Origin of the sequence: Croceicoccus estronivorus (assembly GCF_001625325.1) — a bacterium.
Taxonomy (GTDB): domain Bacteria; phylum Pseudomonadota; class Alphaproteobacteria; order Sphingomonadales; family Sphingomonadaceae; genus Caenibius; species Caenibius estronivorus.
Window position 1 is genome coordinate 164,043 of sequence record NZ_JRQQ01000007.1, and the last position, 19,838, is coordinate 183,880.

Annotated in this window: 16 protein-coding genes; 10 read left to right on the forward strand and 6 right to left on the reverse strand. The window is 56.7% G+C overall.

The annotated features are described in order from the left end of the window. The first annotated feature begins 14 nt into the window (after positions 1–14). A complete protein-coding gene (locus tag MB02_RS12115; protein WP_067537692.1) occupies positions 15–908 on the forward strand; it encodes a helix-turn-helix domain-containing protein in 894 nt (297 codons plus the stop codon). A 44-nt stretch (positions 909–952) separates the two neighbouring features. Here MB02_RS12115 and MB02_RS12120 read toward each other — a convergent pair whose 3' ends face one another. Both MB02_RS12120 and MB02_RS12125 read right to left on the reverse strand, forming a co-directional pair. Next, a complete protein-coding gene (locus tag MB02_RS12120) occupies positions 953–1,546 on the reverse strand; it encodes a thermonuclease family protein (protein WP_170304725.1) in 594 nt (197 codons plus the stop codon). Positions 1,547–1,754: 208 nt separating this feature from the next. Beyond that, positions 1,755–2,180 carry an RrF2 family transcriptional regulator gene (locus MB02_RS12125; RefSeq protein ID WP_067537694.1) on the reverse strand — a complete coding sequence of 142 codons (426 nt, stop codon included), beginning with the start codon at positions 2,178–2,180 and terminating at the stop codon, positions 1,755–1,757. A 155-nt stretch (positions 2,181–2,335) separates the two neighbouring features. Here MB02_RS12125 and hmpA point away from each other — a divergent pair, with 155 nt between their 5' ends. Next, positions 2,336–3,547 carry an NO-inducible flavohemoprotein gene (gene hmpA / locus MB02_RS12130; RefSeq protein WP_067537696.1) on the forward strand — a complete coding sequence of 404 codons (1,212 nt, stop codon included), beginning with the start codon at positions 2,336–2,338 and terminating at the stop codon, positions 3,545–3,547. 31 nt (positions 3,548–3,578) lie between these two features. Here hmpA and MB02_RS12135 read toward each other — a convergent pair whose 3' ends face one another. Continuing rightward, on the reverse strand, positions 3,579–4,793 hold the full coding sequence (locus MB02_RS12135; protein WP_067537699.1) for a cation:proton antiporter: 1,215 nt from the start codon (positions 4,791–4,793) through the stop codon (positions 3,579–3,581). 319 nt (positions 4,794–5,112) lie between these two features. Between MB02_RS12135 and MB02_RS12140 the strand changes: the two genes are divergently transcribed. Genes MB02_RS12140 through MB02_RS12150 form a run of 3 tightly spaced genes read left to right on the forward strand, consistent with a single transcriptional unit; the run spans position 5,113 to position 6,928 of the window. Continuing rightward, positions 5,113–5,877: a COG4705 family protein gene (locus tag MB02_RS12140; RefSeq protein WP_235829500.1), complete on the forward strand. Its 765-nt coding sequence runs from the start codon at positions 5,113–5,115 to the stop codon at positions 5,875–5,877. Between the two features lie 52 nt (positions 5,878–5,929). Further along, complete coding sequence (locus MB02_RS12145; RefSeq protein WP_067538062.1) at positions 5,930–6,382, forward strand: DUF2141 domain-containing protein; 453 nt, start codon at positions 5,930–5,932, stop codon at positions 6,380–6,382. Between the two features lie 15 nt (positions 6,383–6,397). Next, complete coding sequence (locus MB02_RS12150; RefSeq protein WP_082826162.1) at positions 6,398–6,928, forward strand: hypothetical protein; 531 nt, start codon at positions 6,398–6,400, stop codon at positions 6,926–6,928. A 27-nt stretch (positions 6,929–6,955) separates the two neighbouring features. Here the strand turns inward: MB02_RS12150 and MB02_RS12155 are convergent, their stop codons facing one another. After that, positions 6,956–7,309: a hypothetical protein gene (locus MB02_RS12155; protein WP_067537701.1), complete on the reverse strand. Its 354-nt coding sequence runs from the start codon at positions 7,307–7,309 to the stop codon at positions 6,956–6,958. A 417-nt stretch (positions 7,310–7,726) separates the two neighbouring features. Here MB02_RS12155 and MB02_RS12160 point away from each other — a divergent pair, with 417 nt between their 5' ends. The 4 genes from MB02_RS12160 (at position 7,727) to MB02_RS12175 (ending at position 13,577) form a co-directional block, all read left to right on the forward strand. Continuing rightward, positions 7,727–8,194, forward strand: a complete 468-nt coding sequence (locus MB02_RS12160) for a sigma-70 family RNA polymerase sigma factor (protein ID WP_067537704.1) — start codon at positions 7,727–7,729, stop codon at positions 8,192–8,194. Between the two features lies 1 nt (position 8,195). Next, positions 8,196–9,164, forward strand: coding sequence for a FecR family protein (locus tag MB02_RS12165; protein ID WP_067537707.1), 969 nt, complete (start codon positions 8,196–8,198; stop codon positions 9,162–9,164). 68 nt (positions 9,165–9,232) lie between these two features. Next, complete coding sequence (locus MB02_RS12170) at positions 9,233–11,896, forward strand: TonB-dependent receptor domain-containing protein (RefSeq protein WP_156495509.1); 2,664 nt, start codon at positions 9,233–9,235, stop codon at positions 11,894–11,896. A 25-nt stretch (positions 11,897–11,921) separates the two neighbouring features. Further along, complete coding sequence (locus MB02_RS12175) at positions 11,922–13,577, forward strand: arylsulfatase (RefSeq protein WP_067537710.1); 1,656 nt, start codon at positions 11,922–11,924, stop codon at positions 13,575–13,577. A gap of 168 nt (positions 13,578–13,745) precedes the next feature. Here the strand turns inward: MB02_RS12175 and MB02_RS12180 are convergent, their stop codons facing one another. Further along, positions 13,746–14,636, reverse strand: a complete 891-nt coding sequence (locus MB02_RS12180; RefSeq protein ID WP_067537712.1) for a helix-turn-helix transcriptional regulator — start codon at positions 14,634–14,636, stop codon at positions 13,746–13,748. 213 nt (positions 14,637–14,849) lie between these two features. Beyond that, positions 14,850–17,000: a molybdopterin-containing oxidoreductase family protein gene (locus tag MB02_RS12185; protein ID WP_067537716.1), complete on the reverse strand. Its 2,151-nt coding sequence runs from the start codon at positions 16,998–17,000 to the stop codon at positions 14,850–14,852. Between the two features lie 379 nt (positions 17,001–17,379). Between MB02_RS12185 and MB02_RS12190 the strand changes: the two genes are divergently transcribed. Further along, positions 17,380–19,722, forward strand: a complete 2,343-nt coding sequence (locus MB02_RS12190) for a TonB-dependent receptor (protein ID WP_170304727.1) — start codon at positions 17,380–17,382, stop codon at positions 19,720–19,722. Positions 19,723–19,838: the final 116 nt, after the last annotated feature.

Here is a 19,838-nt window from a genome sequence, read left to right on the forward strand (position 1 = left end):
TCGCCGGATGGGATGTGAATCAGACGCCAGCAACGCCATCTGCCTTTGATACGAGAATCGATGTCAGTGTTTCGACATCGGTTCTCGTAGCGCAACTTGCCACGCATGTTTCGCCCGGGCAGGCGGACTTCATTTTGGACGAGAAAGTCCATACCCTGTCTCTGCAACTTCAATTACAGCAGAGCCTTTCCGTAGGACGGTTCGAGACGCCCGATGCGCCGGGCGAGTTTCTCGATATCGGGCGTGCGATATTCGTGCCTGCCGGCGTTCCCCTGCGAATTCGCTCCGACGGGGTGGTGACGAATACGATCCGGTGTTTCTTCCGCCCGCCTGTGCTGGAGGACTTGCTGGGCGAGGAGATCGATCAGTCGCGTAACCGGCTCAATTCCTGTCTTAATGTCAAGCGCCCGGCAATCCGCGATCTGATGCTCCGAATTGCGCGAGAGATCGAGACGCCAGGTTTTGCCTCTTCCCAAATGCTTGACGCTTTGGGCGAGACGTTACTGGTGGAACTGGTCCGCTATTTGCGGGAGACACCGGCCGATGGCAATCTTCGTGGCGGCTTGTCCAGAGCCGCCTACCGCAAGGTCATCCGCAGACTGGAAGGGGGTGGCCCCCCGCCTACGCTGGAGGAACTCGCCGCGCTGGCAGAATTGAGTAAACGTCACCTGACCCGCGCTTTCCACGAGACCACGGGGATGACTATCCATCAGCAATTGGACGAACTGCGTTTCAAGCGTGCGACGTCACTGTTGGATGATCCTGCCTTGTCCATTGGCGAGATAGCAGGCCTTGTGGGCTTTCAGTCGGGCTCGGCTTTTTCGACTGCGTTCACGCGTTGGAGCGGGAGAAGCCCCAGGCGCTATCGGCATGAACTGGCGCAGATGCGGCAACCGGATCAGCAATGATGCTAACGAAATTTCCATAGGATCGGGGGCGTCGGACTGATTGGCTAGCGCACGATGGCGCGCCTGTAGCCGGCTGCCTGCGCCTCTGCCTCTGTGCAGAACAGGTCTTCGGGACGGGTCGCGTCATAATATGGCATGCCCGGCAGGTGGTAGATCCATTCCCCCTTGCGGTTGCGATTGCCTTTGATCGCGCAGCCAAAATGGTTCCGATAAACACGCTGCGCGCGCTGCGGCGGACGGGTGGCCTGTAAAGTGGGCGTCGGTTTCGGTTCGCTATCTGGATGCGCAGCGCGCCACAAGGCCGGTTCCGTGAACTCTGAACTCCAGATGCCCAGCTTGAACTGCTTTGCCCTGGCAGCCGGCATGGCATAGTCCTGAGTTTCCGCAGGCAATGCCAGGGCCAGCCCCGCACTCGCGAGAGCCTGGGCAAGGTCGATCTCTCCTGCCGTGCACACTGCTACGATGTGTCCCGAACGATCGCTGCCCTGCTGTTGGCAATATATCTGTTTGCCGTCGACCAGTGCGGCCAATTGTTGTTTGGCTTCTCTACCGCATGGCCAATCGATGCCGTCTCTTTGGCAGGTCTGCTTTTCTTCCGGGGCGTCAATGCCGAGCAACCGGATAACTGTGCCCGTCATGGAAAGAGTGTCCCCGTCAATGGCTGTGGCGCTACCCTCAATTGCCTGAGCGTGTCCGCCCTGCGGCATTATCGCCAGGAGGCCAGCCAGGCCGGTGATCCATAAAGGCCGTGTCATAGACCCTTTTTGACAAGGCAATGTTTACGGAAGTCTTAGCCTTGTGATTGCAACCGATAACCGGTTGGAATGTAGCTTCGTTTTTGTCAGACTATTTTGCCGTGACGTGAAGCAGGTGCGTAAAATCGCCCTTTCGTGCCAGAACATCGGCGAGCGAATAGCGATCCAGAACGGAGAAGAAAGCATCCAATGCTTCGTCAAGCACGCTGGTCAGGCCACAGGCCGGGGCAATGATGCATGAACCGCATTCGACCAGATCGAAATCGTCTTCCGTATGCCGGATCAATTGCCCGATGTTGATTGCGTCTGCCGACCTTGCCAGTCGAATGCCGCCCGATCTGCCTCTCACGCTTTCGAGATAGCCTGAATTCACCAGATCGTTGACGATTTTCATCAAGTGATTTTGCGAGATCCCATATGCTGTCGCGATCTCGGAAATGGAGCAAAGGCGATCCGTTCGCGCCGCGAGATAAAGCAGCACGCGTACCGCGTAGTCTGTGTAGCGAGTGAGCCGCATCGATAGATCACCTCAATGATGCATTGTTGTTGCATGTTTCTGTGTGTGGAAATAGATGTATCAACAATACATGATTTGAGTCGTGCCCATCTGACGGTTCGATCTCATTCCATTTGCGCCATTCCCGTTTGCAAATGCCACCATAGGAGACGTTGATGTCCAAGACACTCGATGAGCAGACAATTGCGCTCGTCAAGGCGACTGTTCCCGCTCTCGAAGCCCACGGGCTCGACATTGTGCGGGAGATGTATGCCCGTATGTTTGAAAACCCCGATATTCGCGATCTCTTCAATCAATCGCATCACGGCGACGCCGGATCTCAGCCGAGAGCGTTGACCGGTGCGATCCTCGCCTATGCGAGCAATATCGAAAATCTCGCAGCACTGGCCCCTGCCGTCGAGCGCATCGCCCAAAAGCATGTCGGGCTGCAAATCCTGCCGGAGCACTATCCCCATGTAGGGGCGGCTTTGCTGGGTGCTATCAAGACCGTTCTGGGCGATGCCGCGACGCCGGAGATACTGGATGCCTGGGCAAAGGCTTATGGCTTCCTGGCCGATATTTTGATCGCACGAGAAAGCGTGGTTTATCATGAGCAGCGGGATGCTGAGGGCGGCTGGAACGGCTGGCGTGAATTTCGGATCGAGAAGATCGTCAGGGAAAGCAGTGTTATCACATCATTCGTTCTACGCCCGGCTGACGGGCGAAGCGTCATGCGTCATTTACCCGGCCAATATCTCACTTTCTGGTTTGAGATTGCCGGCCATCCGGCGATCAAGCGCAATTATTCCATATCCAGTGCGGCCAATGGCGAGACTTATCGCATTTCGGTCAAGCGAGAGCCGCAGGGGCTGGCATCCGGTTGGCTGCATGATGAGGCAGCAATCGGCACGATCCTGAAAGTTGCGCCGCCAGCGGGCGAATTCTTCCTTGAGGGCAAGCCTGAACGCCCGGTGGTGCTCCTGTCGGGCGGTGTTGGTCTGACGCCGATGGTTGCCATGCTGGAAACCCTGGCGTTGCAGGATGAGTTACCCTCGGTGCAATATATCCACGGCACGCATGATCGCGAGACTCACGCGATGCGCGATCACGTTCGCGAGCTTGCCGCACGCAACCCGGCTATTTCCGTTACCGATTTTCACCAGACTCCTCTCGCAGACGAAGTTGAGGGAGGGGATTTCGATTTGGCAGGCATCATCACGGACGACTGGTTGATTGCCAACACTCCGGTAGAGCACGCTGATTTTTATATCTGCGGCCCCCGCCCTTTCTTGAGAGCGGCGGTTTCGGCCCTGTCATTGGCGGGCGTTGCCTCGCAGCGCATCCATTACGAGTTTTTCGGCCCAGCTGACGAATTGTTGGCGGCCTAAGGACGCAAGCTCCTGCAAGGCCCTCTTTCCACTAAACGGACTGAGGGCCTTCAGTCCCGTGTGACGCCTCAATCAGCCCAAGGCGCCGCATCAGACCCGGCATTGTCAGTCCCTGAATGAAGATCGAAAATGCAACCACGGCGAACGCTACGGGGATAATTTCGTTTCGTTCCGGCAGGGATGTGGGAAGGGCAAGTGCCAGTGCGAGAGCCAGGGCGCCTTTCAGCCCACCCCAGACCAATACGTGTTTGTATTTCCAGGGAACTGCCAAGCCTGTTCTGGCGAAAAGACCTGCGACGGGGTAGATCGCAACTGCGCGCCCGAGCAATGACAGAGCGGTTGCGGCCATTGCTGCGCCGATTACCGGAATGAAGCTTTGCTGCGCTTCGCGCCCTCCGATTAGGATGAAGATCAAGCTGTTGACCAGGAATGCGGCATATTCCCAGAAGTTCACGACCGCCGGGTGTCCTTCATCCGAAATCGATCCCATGAAGCCGTAATTTCCAACGATAAGGCCGGCAGTCAGCGTCGCAAGAACCCCCGAAAAGTGGAAATGTTCGGCAAACAGGAAGCTGCCATAGGCAATCAGCGTGGTAAGCGTGACCTCGACGAGGCGGTCGGTTGTCCGACCGGCAATCAGTATCAAAGGAACCGCGATCAGGGCGCCAGAGGCAACCCCGCCAAGGACCGTGGTGAAAAGCTGGGTAGAGATCATGCCTGCGGTCGGCTCCGTGCCGCGGGCTACGATCAACAGGATGGCAAAACCGACTGCCGCCACCCCGTCATTAAGCAGGCTTTCGGCTTCGACCAGAAGATGCAGCCTTTCCGGCACTTTGACCGTCTTGAACATGGCGATAACGGAAACCGGATCGGTTGCGGCAATCAGTATCCCGAAGAACGCCGCCCCCAGCCAACTCCAACCGACCAGATAATGCATCCCGCCAGCTACCACCGCCGCCGCCAGAACCACCCCCAGAGTGACCAGCATAAGCAGCAGTGGCATCTCCCGGCGGAATGGTTTCCAGGCTATCTGGATTGCAGCCTCGAATACCAGTGGCGGCAGGAACACCTCGAATACCAGTTCGGGCGTCAGCGGCATAGGCAGGCCGACTGGCAGAAATGCAAGGGCAATTCCGGCAGATACCAGCCCGACCGAATAAGGGACTCCAAGTCTCCGGGTGAGCATCGCGACCAGGGAAGCGACGAACAGCATGAGCCCCAGTGTGGAGAAATCGAGTGTTGGCATGGTGCCAGACCATAGCGGCTTTCCCCTTCAACCCAAATGCCGCTCATATTGACGGACTATTCATGAATGGGAGAGCCATTTGCGGCTTGTGAGCAAATGCCGCCTACTTGACTGCGGATATTGGATGCGCGCGGCGTCATATCAGCATGCTCAAGCATTTCTCATCCCGCCGATCCCTGATTTCAGATGTTCCCCATACTCGGCCAGGGCCATTGTGCGGGCCGGGATGGGGCGTGATGCGACCGGGCGCCGATCTCTCCATGGGCCGCTGCATTCGCCATATTTCTGTATGGAAATGGCCCTTGAGCGGAGCTTGCCGATGACCGCTGACAGAATGGGCAATAATGAGCTGGCCTGTGCGAAAGTGCCAGCGGTCACACTCGGTTTCTGGATCATCAAGATTCTGGCGACGACCTTTGGCGAAACCGCCGGCGACACGTTAAGCATGTCATTCAATTACGGCTATCTGGCGAGCAGTGCGATCTTTGGTGTTATCCTTGCCGTGTTGGTCGGTCTGCAAATCGTCGCTAGAGCTTTCCATCCATTGCTTTATTGGGCGACGATCATAGCATCTACCACGGCTGGCACGACACTGGCCGATTTCGCCACCCGTTCGCTCGGCTTGGGATACGCTGGCGGTTCATTCCTTCTCTTGTGTACGGTTTTGCTGTCACTTGCGGTGTGGCACCGCAGCATGGGAAGCGTTTCCATCACCACGGTACGATCTCGTCGAGCTGAGATTTTCTACTGGGCGACTATCACTTTCTCACAGACGCTGGGCACTGCCCTGGGTGACTGGGTAGCGGACAGCGCCTTGGGCTACCTTGGTGCCGCTGTCATTTTCGGCGGGCTGCTTGCCATCATCGCCGCCGCCTATTTTCGATCCGCAATCAGCCATGTCGCGTTGTTTTGGGCGGCCTTCATCTTGACGCGGCCGCTAGGGGCAGTGGTCGGGGATTTTCTCGACAAGCCGGTGGCTCACGGCGGGCTGGAACTCAGCCGCGGCGGTGCCTCGGCGGCCTTGGCCCTGGCAATTATCACGCTCATTCTCACTCTGCCACAGCGCGCGGGCAAAGCACATTGAATAGCTGGCGGCCAGGGAGTTGCGGGATGCAGACGTTGCGGAGATTGGCATCATGAAGAAATCGGCACTGGCGTTGGTTGCGATCGCTGCGACTGGATTGGCAGGGTCGGTTCCCTTGGCGGCCCAGACGCCGCAGTCCCCGACATTTCAGGTAACTGTTGCGGGGTTGCGAACTGTCGAGGGGCAACTCATCATCTGTTTGTGGAAGGATAAGGCGGGCTTTCCAAACTGCGAAAAAAGCCAGTCAGCCGTTCGGAAGGTCGTGTCTGTCAAGGCGGGGACAATGACGATTGCCCTGCCGCTTCCGGTTCCCGGAAACTACGCGATAACAGTGGTCCACGACGAAGATGGCAATGGCCGGACCAAGCACAATTTCATCGGCATGCCGGTGGAAGGTGTGGGGATCTCCAATAATCCCGGCGGGATGCCGGGTTTCGACAAGTCTCTGGTGAATTTGGCTCCGGGGAATACGGTTACGATCAGAATGAAGTACCTGTTCGGGTAGTCAGGTAGCTATCCAATGCATTTTGAGAGGATATCCCTTGCGATCCGCGACGTGTTTCTGGCGCTCTTCACGGCGACCTTGCTCGCGGGGTGCGGAAATCGTGTGGAAGATCGACAAGGCCGCGGTGATCCCCCGGCGTATGTCGCGGGGTTGGGCGAAATCATGGGGCTCAACCAGATGCGGCATGCAAAGCTGTGGTTCGCCGGAAAGGCGGAGAACTGGCCGCTGGCAGCATATGAGATTGATGAAATTCGTGAAGGCTTTGGCGATGCCGAGCGTTACCATCCGAGACACAAGACCGTGCCGGAGCCGATGCGCCAGATGATTGAAGAATATGTCGATGGCCCACTGGCTCACCTCGATGGGGCAGTGCGAAAACAGGACAATGTGGCTTTTATCACTGCTTTCGATGACCTGACCCAAGGTTGCAATGCTTGTCACAGGGCTTCTGGCTTCGGATACAACGTAGTTACCCGGCCGACTTCGCCTCCATATTCCAATCAGTCATTCGCGCCGGCCGAGGCTGACGCCAATGGCACCGGCTAGATTGCATTTTGCGAAGACTGAGAGAAGTCAGGGCTGCATCGCGTGCATCGGTTGCGCATCAATACACGCGGAAATGTCTGTGCTCACTGAAACAAACTCCAGGAGTTTTCCAGTCGCGAAATAGGCGGACCCGGCGGGGACAGAGGTATTTCCGTCGCTGTCCTGCGGATTATCGATATTGAACAAGATCGGGAGTGTGTTCACGCTCGGATCCAGGGAAATCGAAATCAGAACGGGTACATCGGTATCGATAAGCGTGTGGCGGACTTGGTTTTTTCTGAGGCGTACGGGTGCCGCACCGGTTTTCAGGCAGGTCAGTTCATATTCGCTGAGCGTGGGCGAGGCGCTGGTGATAGCGGCAGCCAGTAATATCGACAACATAGACTAATCCCTCAAAAGACATCGGCAATATTATGATATGAATTTTATTATCATCAATGGATTTTTTTGGAGGGAACTGTGATTTTATTTAATTCCTGGAACACAGGTTCACGAGTAGCGAACCACTCGAAACGCCGTATTTTCGGAAAATATTCTTGATACGGAAGTGTGTCGTATGCGGTCGCCAGCGGCGCTGAGGCGATTGCAGGAGGGAGGCCGAAGGATTCAGCGAATTTCCCAAATGACGCATGATTGACTGAGGAAAGTATCCGTTCAATCGTCTAGCGTGAGGACGAGTGTGAGTTTGAAAGGGGGCGTGATGCAGGAGGCGATCCGAACGGGCCGGGCGGCGGCACACCCCGATTCCTCGGACGGCGACGTTTGACAAACCGAAACAAGCCTTCTGGTCGCGGCCCATTGGACTGGCGTCGCATCGCGGCCCGGATCGCGCGCATCACCGGAAGACCGGAGCGTGCCGAAGATCTGTTGCATTCGGCCTTTCTCAGAATGGAAGAATATCGCGTGCATACGCAAGTTGCCCAACCTGAAGCCTTTCTGGTGAAAGTCGCCATGAACATCGCCCGTGATGAAGGGCGGCACACGCAGATCAGGGCTGAATTGCCATGCTCTGTCTATGATTTGATAGATTTGCCCGATGACCGGCCCTTGCAGGACGAGGTGGCGCAAGTACGCGAACGGCTGGAACGAGTAAGCAAGGGGTTGGACAAGCTCAGCCCTCGCACGCGTGAAATCTTCCTGATGCATCGTATTGACGGGATGAAATACCGGGAAATTGCAGAGGAAGCGGGAATAACGGTCAGCGCGGTGGAAAAGCATATCGCGAAAGCCGTCCTGTTTCTCGCTGACTGGGCGGAAGGCTGGTGAGATGACTCGAGCTGGTTCCCAGCCCCACAATCGCGACGATCTGGCCGAAGCGGCAACATGGCTCGCGCGGCTGCGTTCGGATGAACGAACCGGGCAAGACGAACTCGCCTTCCGATCATGGCTGGCGGAGGATGAAGCCCATGCGGCTGCGTTCCTGCATGTGACCGACGTCTGGGAAGCCTCTGCCAATATGAGTGTGCATCAGCGCCGGGCGTCTGGTGACTACAAACATAGCCGCCGCAAGGTTCTGGCAGGTTCACTCGCGGTTTTGACGGCAACCGCAGGTGGAACTGCGGCATGGATGCTTAGTGGGAAGCAGACCTATTCCACCCGCGTTGGTGAACGCAGGCGCGTGGCATTGGAGGACGGGTCTTCGCTGCTGCTCGATACCGACAGTCTCGCCACGGTGCGCATGAGTGCCGAAAGGCGCGAGATCGAACTGGTGAGGGGAAGGGCGCATTTCGCCGTGGCCAAGGATGTCTCCAGGCCTTTCATGGTGCGGGCGGGCAGCCAGCAGGTTATCGCGTTAGGCACTGCTTTCGATGTGGATCGCGCCGACGAAGAAACGACTGTCGTGCTGGTCGAAGGCCAGGTGGTCGTGCGGTCGGTAGATCAGTTGTCGATCGCGCCGGAAAAGGTCATGTCGCCGGGAGACCGCCTCGTATTTCTGGGAGAGGAGCTGGCGGTGGCGGATCGGCCTGACATGGCGGCGATGTCGGCATGGCAATCTGGCAGGCTGGTCTTCGCGCAGGAAACGCTCCTCTCTGCGATTGCGGAGTTCAACCGTTATAACAAGCGGAAGCTGTCTGTTGGCGATCCGGCTCTTGCCGCTATTCAGGTCAGCGGCGTTTATGATGCCAACGATCCCGAAGGTTTCGCCAGATCCCTCGGGCTTTTGTTGCCAGTGGCTTCACGGATCGACGGAGACAGGATCGTACTCGATCTGAACGAGGAGAGAAAAAAGAACTGAGGAAAAATCGGTCTCGTCCGTCTCCACAATGCATCTTGCAAAAACGATAAATTCGGAAGGGGAGAGATATGAGGGGATTCAGGGCTGTTCGGTCTGTCATGCTGGCTGGCTGCGCAATGGGCATGCTGCCGATAACGGCAACGCCTGCATTGGCGGGTGAAGCTACGGCAACGATCAGGATGCCTTCCATGCCGTTGGACGCGGCGTTGACTGAACTCGCTCGAAAGACCGGGGCAAACATACTGTTTCTGCCCGATGCAGTTCGTGGGATGAATTCACACCCGGTCGACAATGCGATGTCAGTCGATGACGCACTTCGGGGGATGGTCGCAGGCAAGCCTCTGGACGTGGTGCGCGACCCTTCAGGGGCCTTGATCGTAAGGAAACGGCCTGCGTCGCTGCTTCGCCCGATCGCCTCGCAAGAGCCGGCCTTGAGCCGCAGGGCAGCAGCACCTGAACCTGCGCCTTCCAACGATGCCAGCGCGTCTGGTATCGATGCGATCGTCGTTACTGCGCGTCGCCGGGCGGAAAATGCGCAGGATGTTCCGATTGCCGTTACCGCGCTGAATAATGAACAGGTGGCAGTGCCTGGATCGGTCGGTCTGACGCAGGTCGCCCAGCTCGCCCCCAGTCTGCAGATTACATCGACCAATGCCCGGCAAACGAACATCAATATTCGGGGTCTAGGTGCGACCCCTGCTTTCGCCAGTCTTGGTCTGGAGTATGGGGTCGGCGTCTATGTAGATCAGGTCTATTATAGCCGGCCGGCCCAGGCGGCGTTCGATCTCTACGATCTGGAGCAGGTCGAAGTTCTGCGGGGGCCGCAGGGCACGCTGTTCGGCAAGAACACGACTGCGGGTGCTATACATATCACTTCCCAAGCCCCGACATTCGATCCGGAATTCCGTGGCGAGGTGAGCGTCGGCAACTACCGGTCGCTACAGGTTCGCGCCACAGGATCCGCCCCGATCAATGACAAGGTGGCAGTGCGCCTGACAGTCTCGGATACGGAACGCGACAAGGGCTTCTTGAAGAATGTCTATGACGGCAAGAGATTGTCCGATCTCCATACTCTGTCCGTCCGCGGGCAAGTGCTATTCAAGCCGACGGATGTGTTCTCCCTGAGAGTCATTGGAGATTACAGCGAGTACAAACAAAATTGCTGCATCGGCACGACCACGACCGTTCGCACCACTCGGGCCGACGGGAGTGTATTGCCCAACAATTTCTATGTTCGCGCGGCGCGGTTCGGTTACGATCCTCTCCCTGTCGATCCCTTTTCTCGCGAACTGGACCTGAACCGGCCCGTCAATCTTAACCTGAAGACGCACGGGGTTACGGCAATCGCAGACTACGATCTTGGTTCTGCAACGATTACTTCGGTTACAGGCTGGCGGTCGCTCAAGTACCTGCCGACGATCGATGCTGACCTTGCTCCTCTCGACATTTTCATCGATGCCGGAATTGACGAGAAGCAGCGCCAGTTCAGCCAGGAAATTCGTATTGCGTCGAATGGTGGAAATGCGGTCGATTACGTCGCGGGACTGTACTATTTCAACCAGCGGATCGACGACAAGATTTTCGTCAAGTACGGTCCCGATGCCGCCTTGTGGGTTCTCGGGCCCGCGCAGGGTAGTTCGCAAGCTTCCGTTGGTGGACAGGCTGCCCTGAACGGTTTGTTCGTTGACGGTACCGCTCGTGCGGACACGAAGAGCTACGCGGCGTTCGGTCAGATCGTTTGGCATGTGTCGGACGCGTTCGATGTCACTGCTGGCGTGCGTTATACGAAAGAAAAGAAAACAGGCTTCTTTGAGCAAGTTCAGCGCGGGCCGACACTCACTTCAACCGAAATTGCGTTTGGAGCGCAGGCTATCCGGAATGCCTTTGGCGCCGATATTCCGCGATACACGGCCAAGACGAAGGAAGACAACATCTCGGGCGGTTTGACCTTGTCCTACAAGGTCACGCCGGATGTGATGGTCTACGGCACGTTCTCGAAAGGTTACAAGTCCGGGGGACTTAATCTCAATGCCACAGGCGCACCGCCTGTCATCGACCCGGAAAAGGTCGATAACTACGAGGCCGGGATCAAGACGACATTGTTCGACCGGGCAATGACCCTCAATCTCGCGGCTTTCCATACGAAGATACGGAACTATCAAAGCCAGCAGATCGATATCGGGGGGGCTCTTACGGCATACATCGCCAATGTCGGAACAGTCCGTACACAGGGATTGGAATTCGACGCATCCTTGCGGCCGATGCGCAATCTCAGCCTGTTCGCCTCGGGCAGCTATGTCGATGCCATTTACAAGGACTATCAGAATGCACCTTGCCCGGTGGAATATCTGGGCCTGCAAACTTCGTGTGACCTGAGTGGGCGTCATCTGCCGGGTGTTTCCCGCTATTCATTGTCTCTTGGCGGAGAATACGCGGCAGAAGTATCCTCTTCGGCAGAAGTTTATCTCAGTGGAAACTATAGCTATCGTTCGAAGTTCAACGGCACTTACAACCTAGCTGAAGATGCGGTGATCGACGGTTATGGTGTAACAAACCTGCGTATTGGCTTGCGTCACGTGGATGGCCAGTGGGATATCTCCCTTTATGCTCGCAACCTGTTCAATACCAAGTATTATAATTCCATAAACGCAGCAGCATTTAATACTGGTCAGTATAGCGGCGGTCCCGGCGATCCTCGGACATACGGCGTCACCTTGCGTACATCGCTGTAATGCGTGCGGAACAGAGGAGGAAACTATGAAAATGCTTCACCTCATGCTGGCGGCTTCGGCCATGACCGGCATTGCAGCCTCGGTGGCCAAGGCGGAAGAGGCCCGGCCCAACATCGTGGTCATTCTGGTCGACGATATGGGCTTTTCGGACATCGGTGCATTTGGCGGGGAAATTCGCACGCCCAATCTGGATGCTCTGGCGAACAAGGGCGTGAAATTTACAAACTTTCACGCCACCCCGGTTTGTGCGCCAACCCGGGCAGAGCTGCTGACCGGGATCGATCATCATCAGACGGGGATCGGCAATTTTCCGGAATTACGTCAGGATAATCAGGTCGATAAGCCAGGTTACGAAGGCTATCTGAATGACCGTGTGGTGACGATTGCCGAGCGTCTGAAAGATGCGGGCTATGCCACTTTCCAATCAGGCAAATGGCACCTGGGTTATGACCCCCGGGCCAATCCGGCTGCACGGGGTTTCGATCATTCTTTCACCATGCTGGGTGGTGGACATAACCACTTTGGTGCGGATCAAGGGCGTGAGCGGCCCGATCTTCCCAATGTGGGTCTGGTTTACACACAGGATGGAAAGGAAGTCTCTATCCCGGCGAAATTCTATTCGACGGATTATTTCACGGACAAATTCATTTCGTTCCTTCCTGATGGCAAGAGCAAGCAACCCTTCTTTGGCTATCTTGCCCTGACTGCGCCACATTATCCGATTCAGGCTCCTGCCGAAGACATCAAGCGCTATCACGGCAAATATGACGCGGGCTATGATGTCCTGCGTCAGGAGCGGCTCAAGCGGTTGAAGGACCTCAAACTTGTGCCGCAGGACGTCAAGGCGCACGAACCAAGTTCGTCGAAGCGATGGACTGATTTGACGGAAGATGAAAAGCGCATCGAAGCGCGCACGATGGAAGCCTATGCCGCGATGGTCGATCGGATCGACCAGAACGTCGGCCGGTTGATCAGTGAACTGAAGAAGCGCGGGGAATACGACAATACGGTCATTCTGTTCTTCTCGGACAATGGGCCGGAAGGACATGAACTGGACAAGTCGTTCATCATTCCCGAAGCTGGCAAGGCAATGCTGGCGAGCGCGGACAACAGCCTGGATTCCATCGGCACTGCAAAGTCCTATGTCTGGTACAAGTCGAACTGGGCAGAAGCGGGTTCCGCACCGTCACGGCTCTACAAATCCTTCCCAACGGAAGGGGGAACACGGGTCGTTTCTTTCCTGAGCTATCCGGGGCATGCCCGCACCGGGATAGAGCCCAGCTACATTTCCGTTCGCGATGTATTGCCGACGGTGCTCGATCTGGCTCATGCCAAGGTCGACAATCCGGAAGAATACAACGGCAAGCCGGTGATCGCCCCGCAAGGCACTTCTTTCGCCCAGCGGATTTTCCCTGGTGCCCCGGCTCCGCAGATTTCGCCCGAGTTTGCGGCAGGCGAGATGTTCGGCCGACGCTATGTTCGCGAAGGACGCTGGAAAGCAGTTCACATTCCGCCGCCTACCGGCAGTGGCCACTGGGAATTGTTCGACATGGAAGCGGACCCGGGTGAAACGAACAATCTTGCGCGGCAAAATTCGGATCAATTGGCCAAGATGGTCAAGGACTGGAACAAATATGCCGATGAGAAGGGAGTTGTTCCGCCAATCATCCCTGGCAATTAAGGGCTGATCGGATCGATCGTAGTGTCAGGAGAAGCCGCGTGCGGAACTCCTGGCAATACGTTGGCGGCTTACGGTTAGACCGTAAGCCGCTTTGACATGGGCGCCGGCAGACGAAGGGATCGGGTCTGCAGATCGGGCGATTGCGATGAGCTTGGCGCTTCCGCCAGCCTAATGCGTGTATGCAGAGGCTATGAGTTTGCTGCCTGACCGTTTGATGCGCTTCCGATAATCCTGCGGAGATTCTCCGGCAAGTTTGCGGAACGCGACCGTAAAGCTGCTGGCGCAGGAAAAACCGAGACGGAAAGCGATATCCTTCACGAGAAGGTCGGTATCCGCCAGCAAACATCGTGCCTTCTCGAACCGTACCTGTTCGATATAGGCATAGACTGTCATCCCGGTGGATTCCTTGAAGCTGCGCGTCAGATGACGCAGGCTGACACCGGTCAACTCGCTCAGTTCCGAGAGGGATGGGCAACTCCGCTGGCCCTCCACTGCTGCGGTTATGATGTTCAAATGGCGGCGGGACAGCCCTCCGCGATAGACCATTTCACCCTTGGGGCATTCACGGACATACCGGGCAAACTGGATGAGCAGGGCCATGCCGAGGGATTCGATGACGACGTTGCTGCCAAAGCCCGGCGCGCGCAGTTCGCTGCCCAGCATGTTGAGGATTTCTTCGATTTCCCGATGTCTGAAGTTGAGTAGTGAAGACAGGACGCTGCTTTCCAGCAAGTCGCCTTCCTCCCCATATTCGTCAAACACTTCCTGCGTGAAAAGACAGCGCACGACTTCATCGGGGCGCTCCGTCGTGCAGATTTCCAGCGGGACGCTGGCGGGCACAACCAGCAAGCGACCGATATTGTGGAAGTCCGGACGCAGGTTCGGCAGGTGGTAACGCCCCTGACAGGTATAGGATGGCTGTCGCTGCTGCAACGCGACGATGTGCAAAGGCTCTTCGAAGACTTCACCCGGTTTCGGTTCACCTGGATGAGTAATCAGTTCTGCCACGACATGCGCAGTGTTCACCCTGGCCAGGCATTCAGGTTCATGTGCCCGCATCACACACACTCTCACCAGATTTCAGTTATGCTTTTCATATTCTTACGCAATATCGAAAAAACATACGTCCATATTGCATTCCAATTCAAGTCCTTCTGAGCATACCTGTCGCCCGTATTCGGTGCGATAAATGTCGCATGCTTGTGAATTTGCGCGAGATTTCGGGCGATAGGAGGCCAATCCTTTTTTTGGTCCTGCGAGAAATTGGGTGGATTAACTCCGTTGTGCCTTCCGTTCGACATGAACGGGCAGGCCCGTCATTCGTGGCATTGCGTTGATGGTTTCGCGGCGGACGTCGGCCAGGAGGAGATTGGTGGAAACACCGTCCTGATAATAACCCCGATTGTTGTGACTGTCCGGCAAACCGCCAAAACCGTGAGCAATGGAGACAACCCGCCTGCGGACGGTCGGGTCCGGTTCCGCCACTGCCATGATTTCCCCGTGAGCTGAGCGTATTACCACCTCATCTGCCCTGCTGATCCCACGAGAATTCATGTCTTGTGGGTTGAGATAGGCTCTGTTGAACGGTTGGCGCTTGCGTGTGGCAGGTAGATCGCGCCCTACTGAATTGAATGTTTCGCGGAGCCGACGCACAGCAAGCCGGAATTCGTTGCTGCCGTCTTCGGCCTTTTGTCGAATATCTTCCACGACTTCGCTCAATTCTGCCCGAACATCTTCCGGCATCAGGGTGAAGCGGCCTGTCCAGCCTAGTTCTGCCGGCTCGGCATATTGAGGCAGGGAATTCACCACCGCGCCGCGGGAGTGTTGTTGCAACTGGCTGAATTCCAGTTCGCAGTTGCCTGCAATGAGGGCAAGGATATCGTCGGTCGTTGGCTGCTCCTCCATGTTGAGCGGCACGCCATTGACCTGCAATTCCACGCCTAACCGGCGAGCGAGCGACCAGAAGACATACCAGTCATCGGTCAGTTCAGACTGTTCGGGGACATCGGCGTGAGCGGGAGTGTAACGGGCAAACGCACTGTCACGGTAGATCATGAACTCGTACAGCCAGAAGTGCAGGTCCGGCCGTTCATACTGCATTTTCGGCGGCAGGATGTAGTCAGCGAGTTCTGCTGTCACGGACATGACCGGATCGATGCAGACCAGCAGATCGAGCGAGCGTAGCGCCTTCACGATCTTTCGCTGATCCGGGACCGACGAGGCCGGATTGCCTCCGTGGACAATCAGGGCGCGGACCTGGCCACCGCCCGGCATGAGGATTTCATCGCTCAATACGCCGGTCATCATCTCGTCCATCAGCATGCCAGAGCCGTCGATCCTGCTCTTCGGGCCTTGCTCCCACCAACGACCGGCGGGCGTAACCTGGGCATGCCGCGGATAACGTGGGAGAATAGCGCCCGGATTGGGGATCTCTTCCCCTTCACGAATGAAGGCTCCCATCAGTACATTGAGGCTTTCGATCAGGTGTTCTGCAAGATTGGAATGCGGCCCCATGTCCGGGCCGGTCGAACTACCTGCCAGACCCTTCAGGCCCGATCCCCCGAGAAGCCTGGCTGCCTCGATTATCTGTTCGGCTGGAACATCTGCGCGGGTCGAGACGAGTTCTGGCGTGAACGGCTCTACAGCTTCGCGTAACAGGTCAAGATCGGCCACATGGGCATCGCAAAAGGGCCGATCGTACCAACCATTGTCGAGCATCGCCCGGATGATGCCTGCAAACAGGGTGGGGTCCTCACCGGGCAGAGGCTGAATGAAAAGGTCGGCAAACTGCGCGGTTTCGGTTTCGCGGGGATCAACGACGATCAATTTCATGCCGCGTTTACGGGCCTCCTTCATCCGCTTCACCGGGTTGCGCGTGTCGAAGGGAGGATTGACGGACACCATGGGATTGGTCCCCGCCAGCAGCATTATGTCGCATTTGTCATTGGGTATGCGACCGGGGCCCCATGTGCCCATGCGACCTGCCGTAACCGCCTTGGCAGATTGGTCGATCGTTGCCGAACTGAATGTCTTCGGGGAGCCTAGCGCACGCAGAAAATCGTTCAACATGACTGCGGCGGAGGCAGTGAAGAATGCGCCGCCGCCCTTGTAGCCGGCGATGGCCTCGGCACCATTTTCCTTCCGGACTGCCGAGAGCTTCGAGGCGATTTCATCGAGCGCCTGCTCCAGCGGAATTTCGACATGGGACCCGTCCGGCATTCGCTTGAGCGGGCGGAGGATGCGGTTTGGGCTGTTATGGGCATCGACTGCCTGCAGACCTTTGAAGCAGGCAAAGCCCAGCGTTTGCGGATCCTCTCGGTCAGCACGAATGGCCTTGAGGCGATTGTCTTCGCCCAAGGTCAACACCATGCCGCAACTACCCATGCAAATTCGGCAAAACGAATTTGCTTCCCGGTCGGCCATTACCTCTCCCGTGTCATCCGCCCGATGAATTTCGGCTTTGTTCGGGAACCATTAAAGCAGGTCTTGCGCCTTATGCGAGCCGTGCGTCCGCGCTGATTTGGCCAAAATATGCAATCCGGCCAACGGTTGGGCGGCAACCGCCCGGTAGGTCTGTCGCACCCCATGGGTTCATTCTATGCAAGCGTCAACTTGAGAGGAGAACTGCCGTCCTACGAAGGATCCGCAGAATGTACTGCATCAGCCATTGCTCCGGCCAGTGAATGGGGGGCTATTGGAGTGATGATGGAATAATTTCCATAGCTATTTCAGATTTTTACATTGGATGGAAATGTCTTGGCCAATGTATTTACTAAAGAAAAGCACGAGGGAGGGAAATCGCATGAAGTACGAACTACGATCTACCGTTTGTCTCGCCAGCCTTGTCGGTGCGATGACATTGTGCAGCGCGCCCGCACTCGCCGCGTCAGATGCACAAACAACCGCCCCAGCAGAGAACGCGCGAGATGACGGCGGATTGGAAACGATTGTGGTTACAGCGCGCCGCAGCGCGGAAAACCTCCAGGATACGCCCGTGTCGGTAACCGCGTTCTCCAGTGAAAGGCTGGAGGCAATGAACGTGCAGGAAGTGTCCAAGCTGGCCAATTTCACCCCTGGTCTGGAACTCGTGCCTTCGGGCACCACGCAGGGCGTTGGTGTATCCATTCGCGGTATTGCCACATACGATCCGATCCTGACCAATGAACCGTCGGTCGCGATGTATATCGACGGCATTTATGTGAATGCCCTTTCCTATGGTCAGTTCGACACGTTGGATCTGGAACGGGTCGAGGTCTTGCGCGGACCGCAGGGAACGTTGTTTGGCCGGAATACCACCGGTGGTGCAATCAACATCATTACCCGGCGGCCGGCTGATGAATTCGGTGTCGAACTCAAGGGCATGTATGCCACCCATGACGAATTTGTCGGCAAGGTGCGTCTCGACACCGGCGAAATAGCCGAGGGGATCAAGGCATCCTTGAGTTATCAATATCGTGTTCGCGACGGCTATGTGGACGATATTACCCGGCCGGACCGGCGTGACCCCGGGGCATCGGAAGCGCATGCGTTGCGTGCCGCACTGCACGCGGGCAGCGGCCCGCTCACTCTCGACTATACGTTTGACATGGTTCGCCGCCGTGACGATGGCTACCATAACCAGTGGGCACTGGTTACCGATGCTTACCGGGATTTTGTCTCGCAATCGCCGCTCTACGGCGGGGATATTCTCCGGTATTCCGACAAGCGTCTAGGGACTGTCAATTCCTACGATGCCCCCCGGGCGCGCAACAACAGTTATAATCACGCGCTGACGATTGAATATCAGGCATCGGACAACCTGACGTTCAAGTCGATCACGGGGCACCGCAAGTGGCATAGTGCGGAAATACAGCCGTTCGGTTCATCCAGCGATCTGCGACTGCCGCTGATTACCGATTTTTCGACATACCCATTCGGTACTACGGTCACGACCATCGACCCTTACATCGGCGGCGGGATGAAGCGCTTGAAGCAATTTACTGAAGAGCTTCAGCTTCTCGGTAGCTTCGATCATGTCAAATTTGTCGCTGGCGGATACTATTACAATGCGCATTATGCGGAAGATAACCCGCAGACATATCTCTACGTCGGTGACTTCACTGGAGACAGCGTGGTGGATGGCGGGCTCGCTTCCGCAGGGCGGCTTGCTTATCAGGGGCAGACCAAGTCCTACGCCGTATTCGGTCAGGTCAGCTATACGCCGGCCATCTTGCAGGAAAATCTCGAGTTGACCGGCGGTATTCGATACACGGTCGACAAGAAGTCTGTGGACACGCAAGTCTATAGCGGCGGGGTACCGCCCGCAGTGGAAAGCGATCAGTCCAAGACCTTCAAGAACACGTCATTCAACATTACCGTGAATTACAAGCTGACACCGGATATCTCGGCCTACGTTCGTTACGGTACGAGCTATCGGGCGGGCGGTTTCTCGCCACGCGGGTTCGATGGCCCGGCCTATGCACCTGAAAAAGCGAAAGTCTATGAATTCGGCATCAAGTCGGAACTTTTCGACCGGCGGTTGCGTGCCAACATGGCAGCGTTCCGCACCGACTACAGCAATTTGCAGATCACTCAGCCGGGCTTCAGTGACGATGCTGGCTTTGTCAGCAATGTCGTCAACGCCGGTAAGGCAACCTATCAGGGTTTCGAGTTTGAACTCACGGCCGTACCCGCCCGTGGCCTGACGCTGATCTTCGACGCAAGCTATGTCGACCCGAAGTACAAGCAGTTCCTGTTCCTGGGGCAGGATCTGAAGGACGAGGCCAAATTCGGCTACGTTTCCAAGTGGTCGACACATGTCGGCATGGCCTACAAGTTTGATGCGACTTCCTTTGGCGTTCCTTCGATCACGCTGGATTACAGCTACAAGAGCAAGCGTGTCTTTGAATCCCTGTCGTCCGATCCTGTCGGGCTGCCGAATGCTCGCGACGAGCTTGGTAGTGGAGGGCGCAACGACCTGAGCGGGCGTATCGCATTGTCGGAAATTCCATTGGCCGGCGGCCAATTGATGCTGGCCGTCTTTGGCGAAAACCTGCTCAACGAACACTATCGTGTCAGCACGATCGACTTCGGCGCGCTGGGCTTCGGAACCGCGATATACAATCGTCCACGGGTATTGGGAGTTGAGGCGAAGATGGAATTCTGATCGCTCTCAATATGGGGGAAGGCTGCGGGGTAAACCGTTCGACTTGAAAAAGCGGACGGGCTGCCCCGCAGTCATATCATACAGGCGCACATTGCAACTGCGGAAAAAAGGGGGCG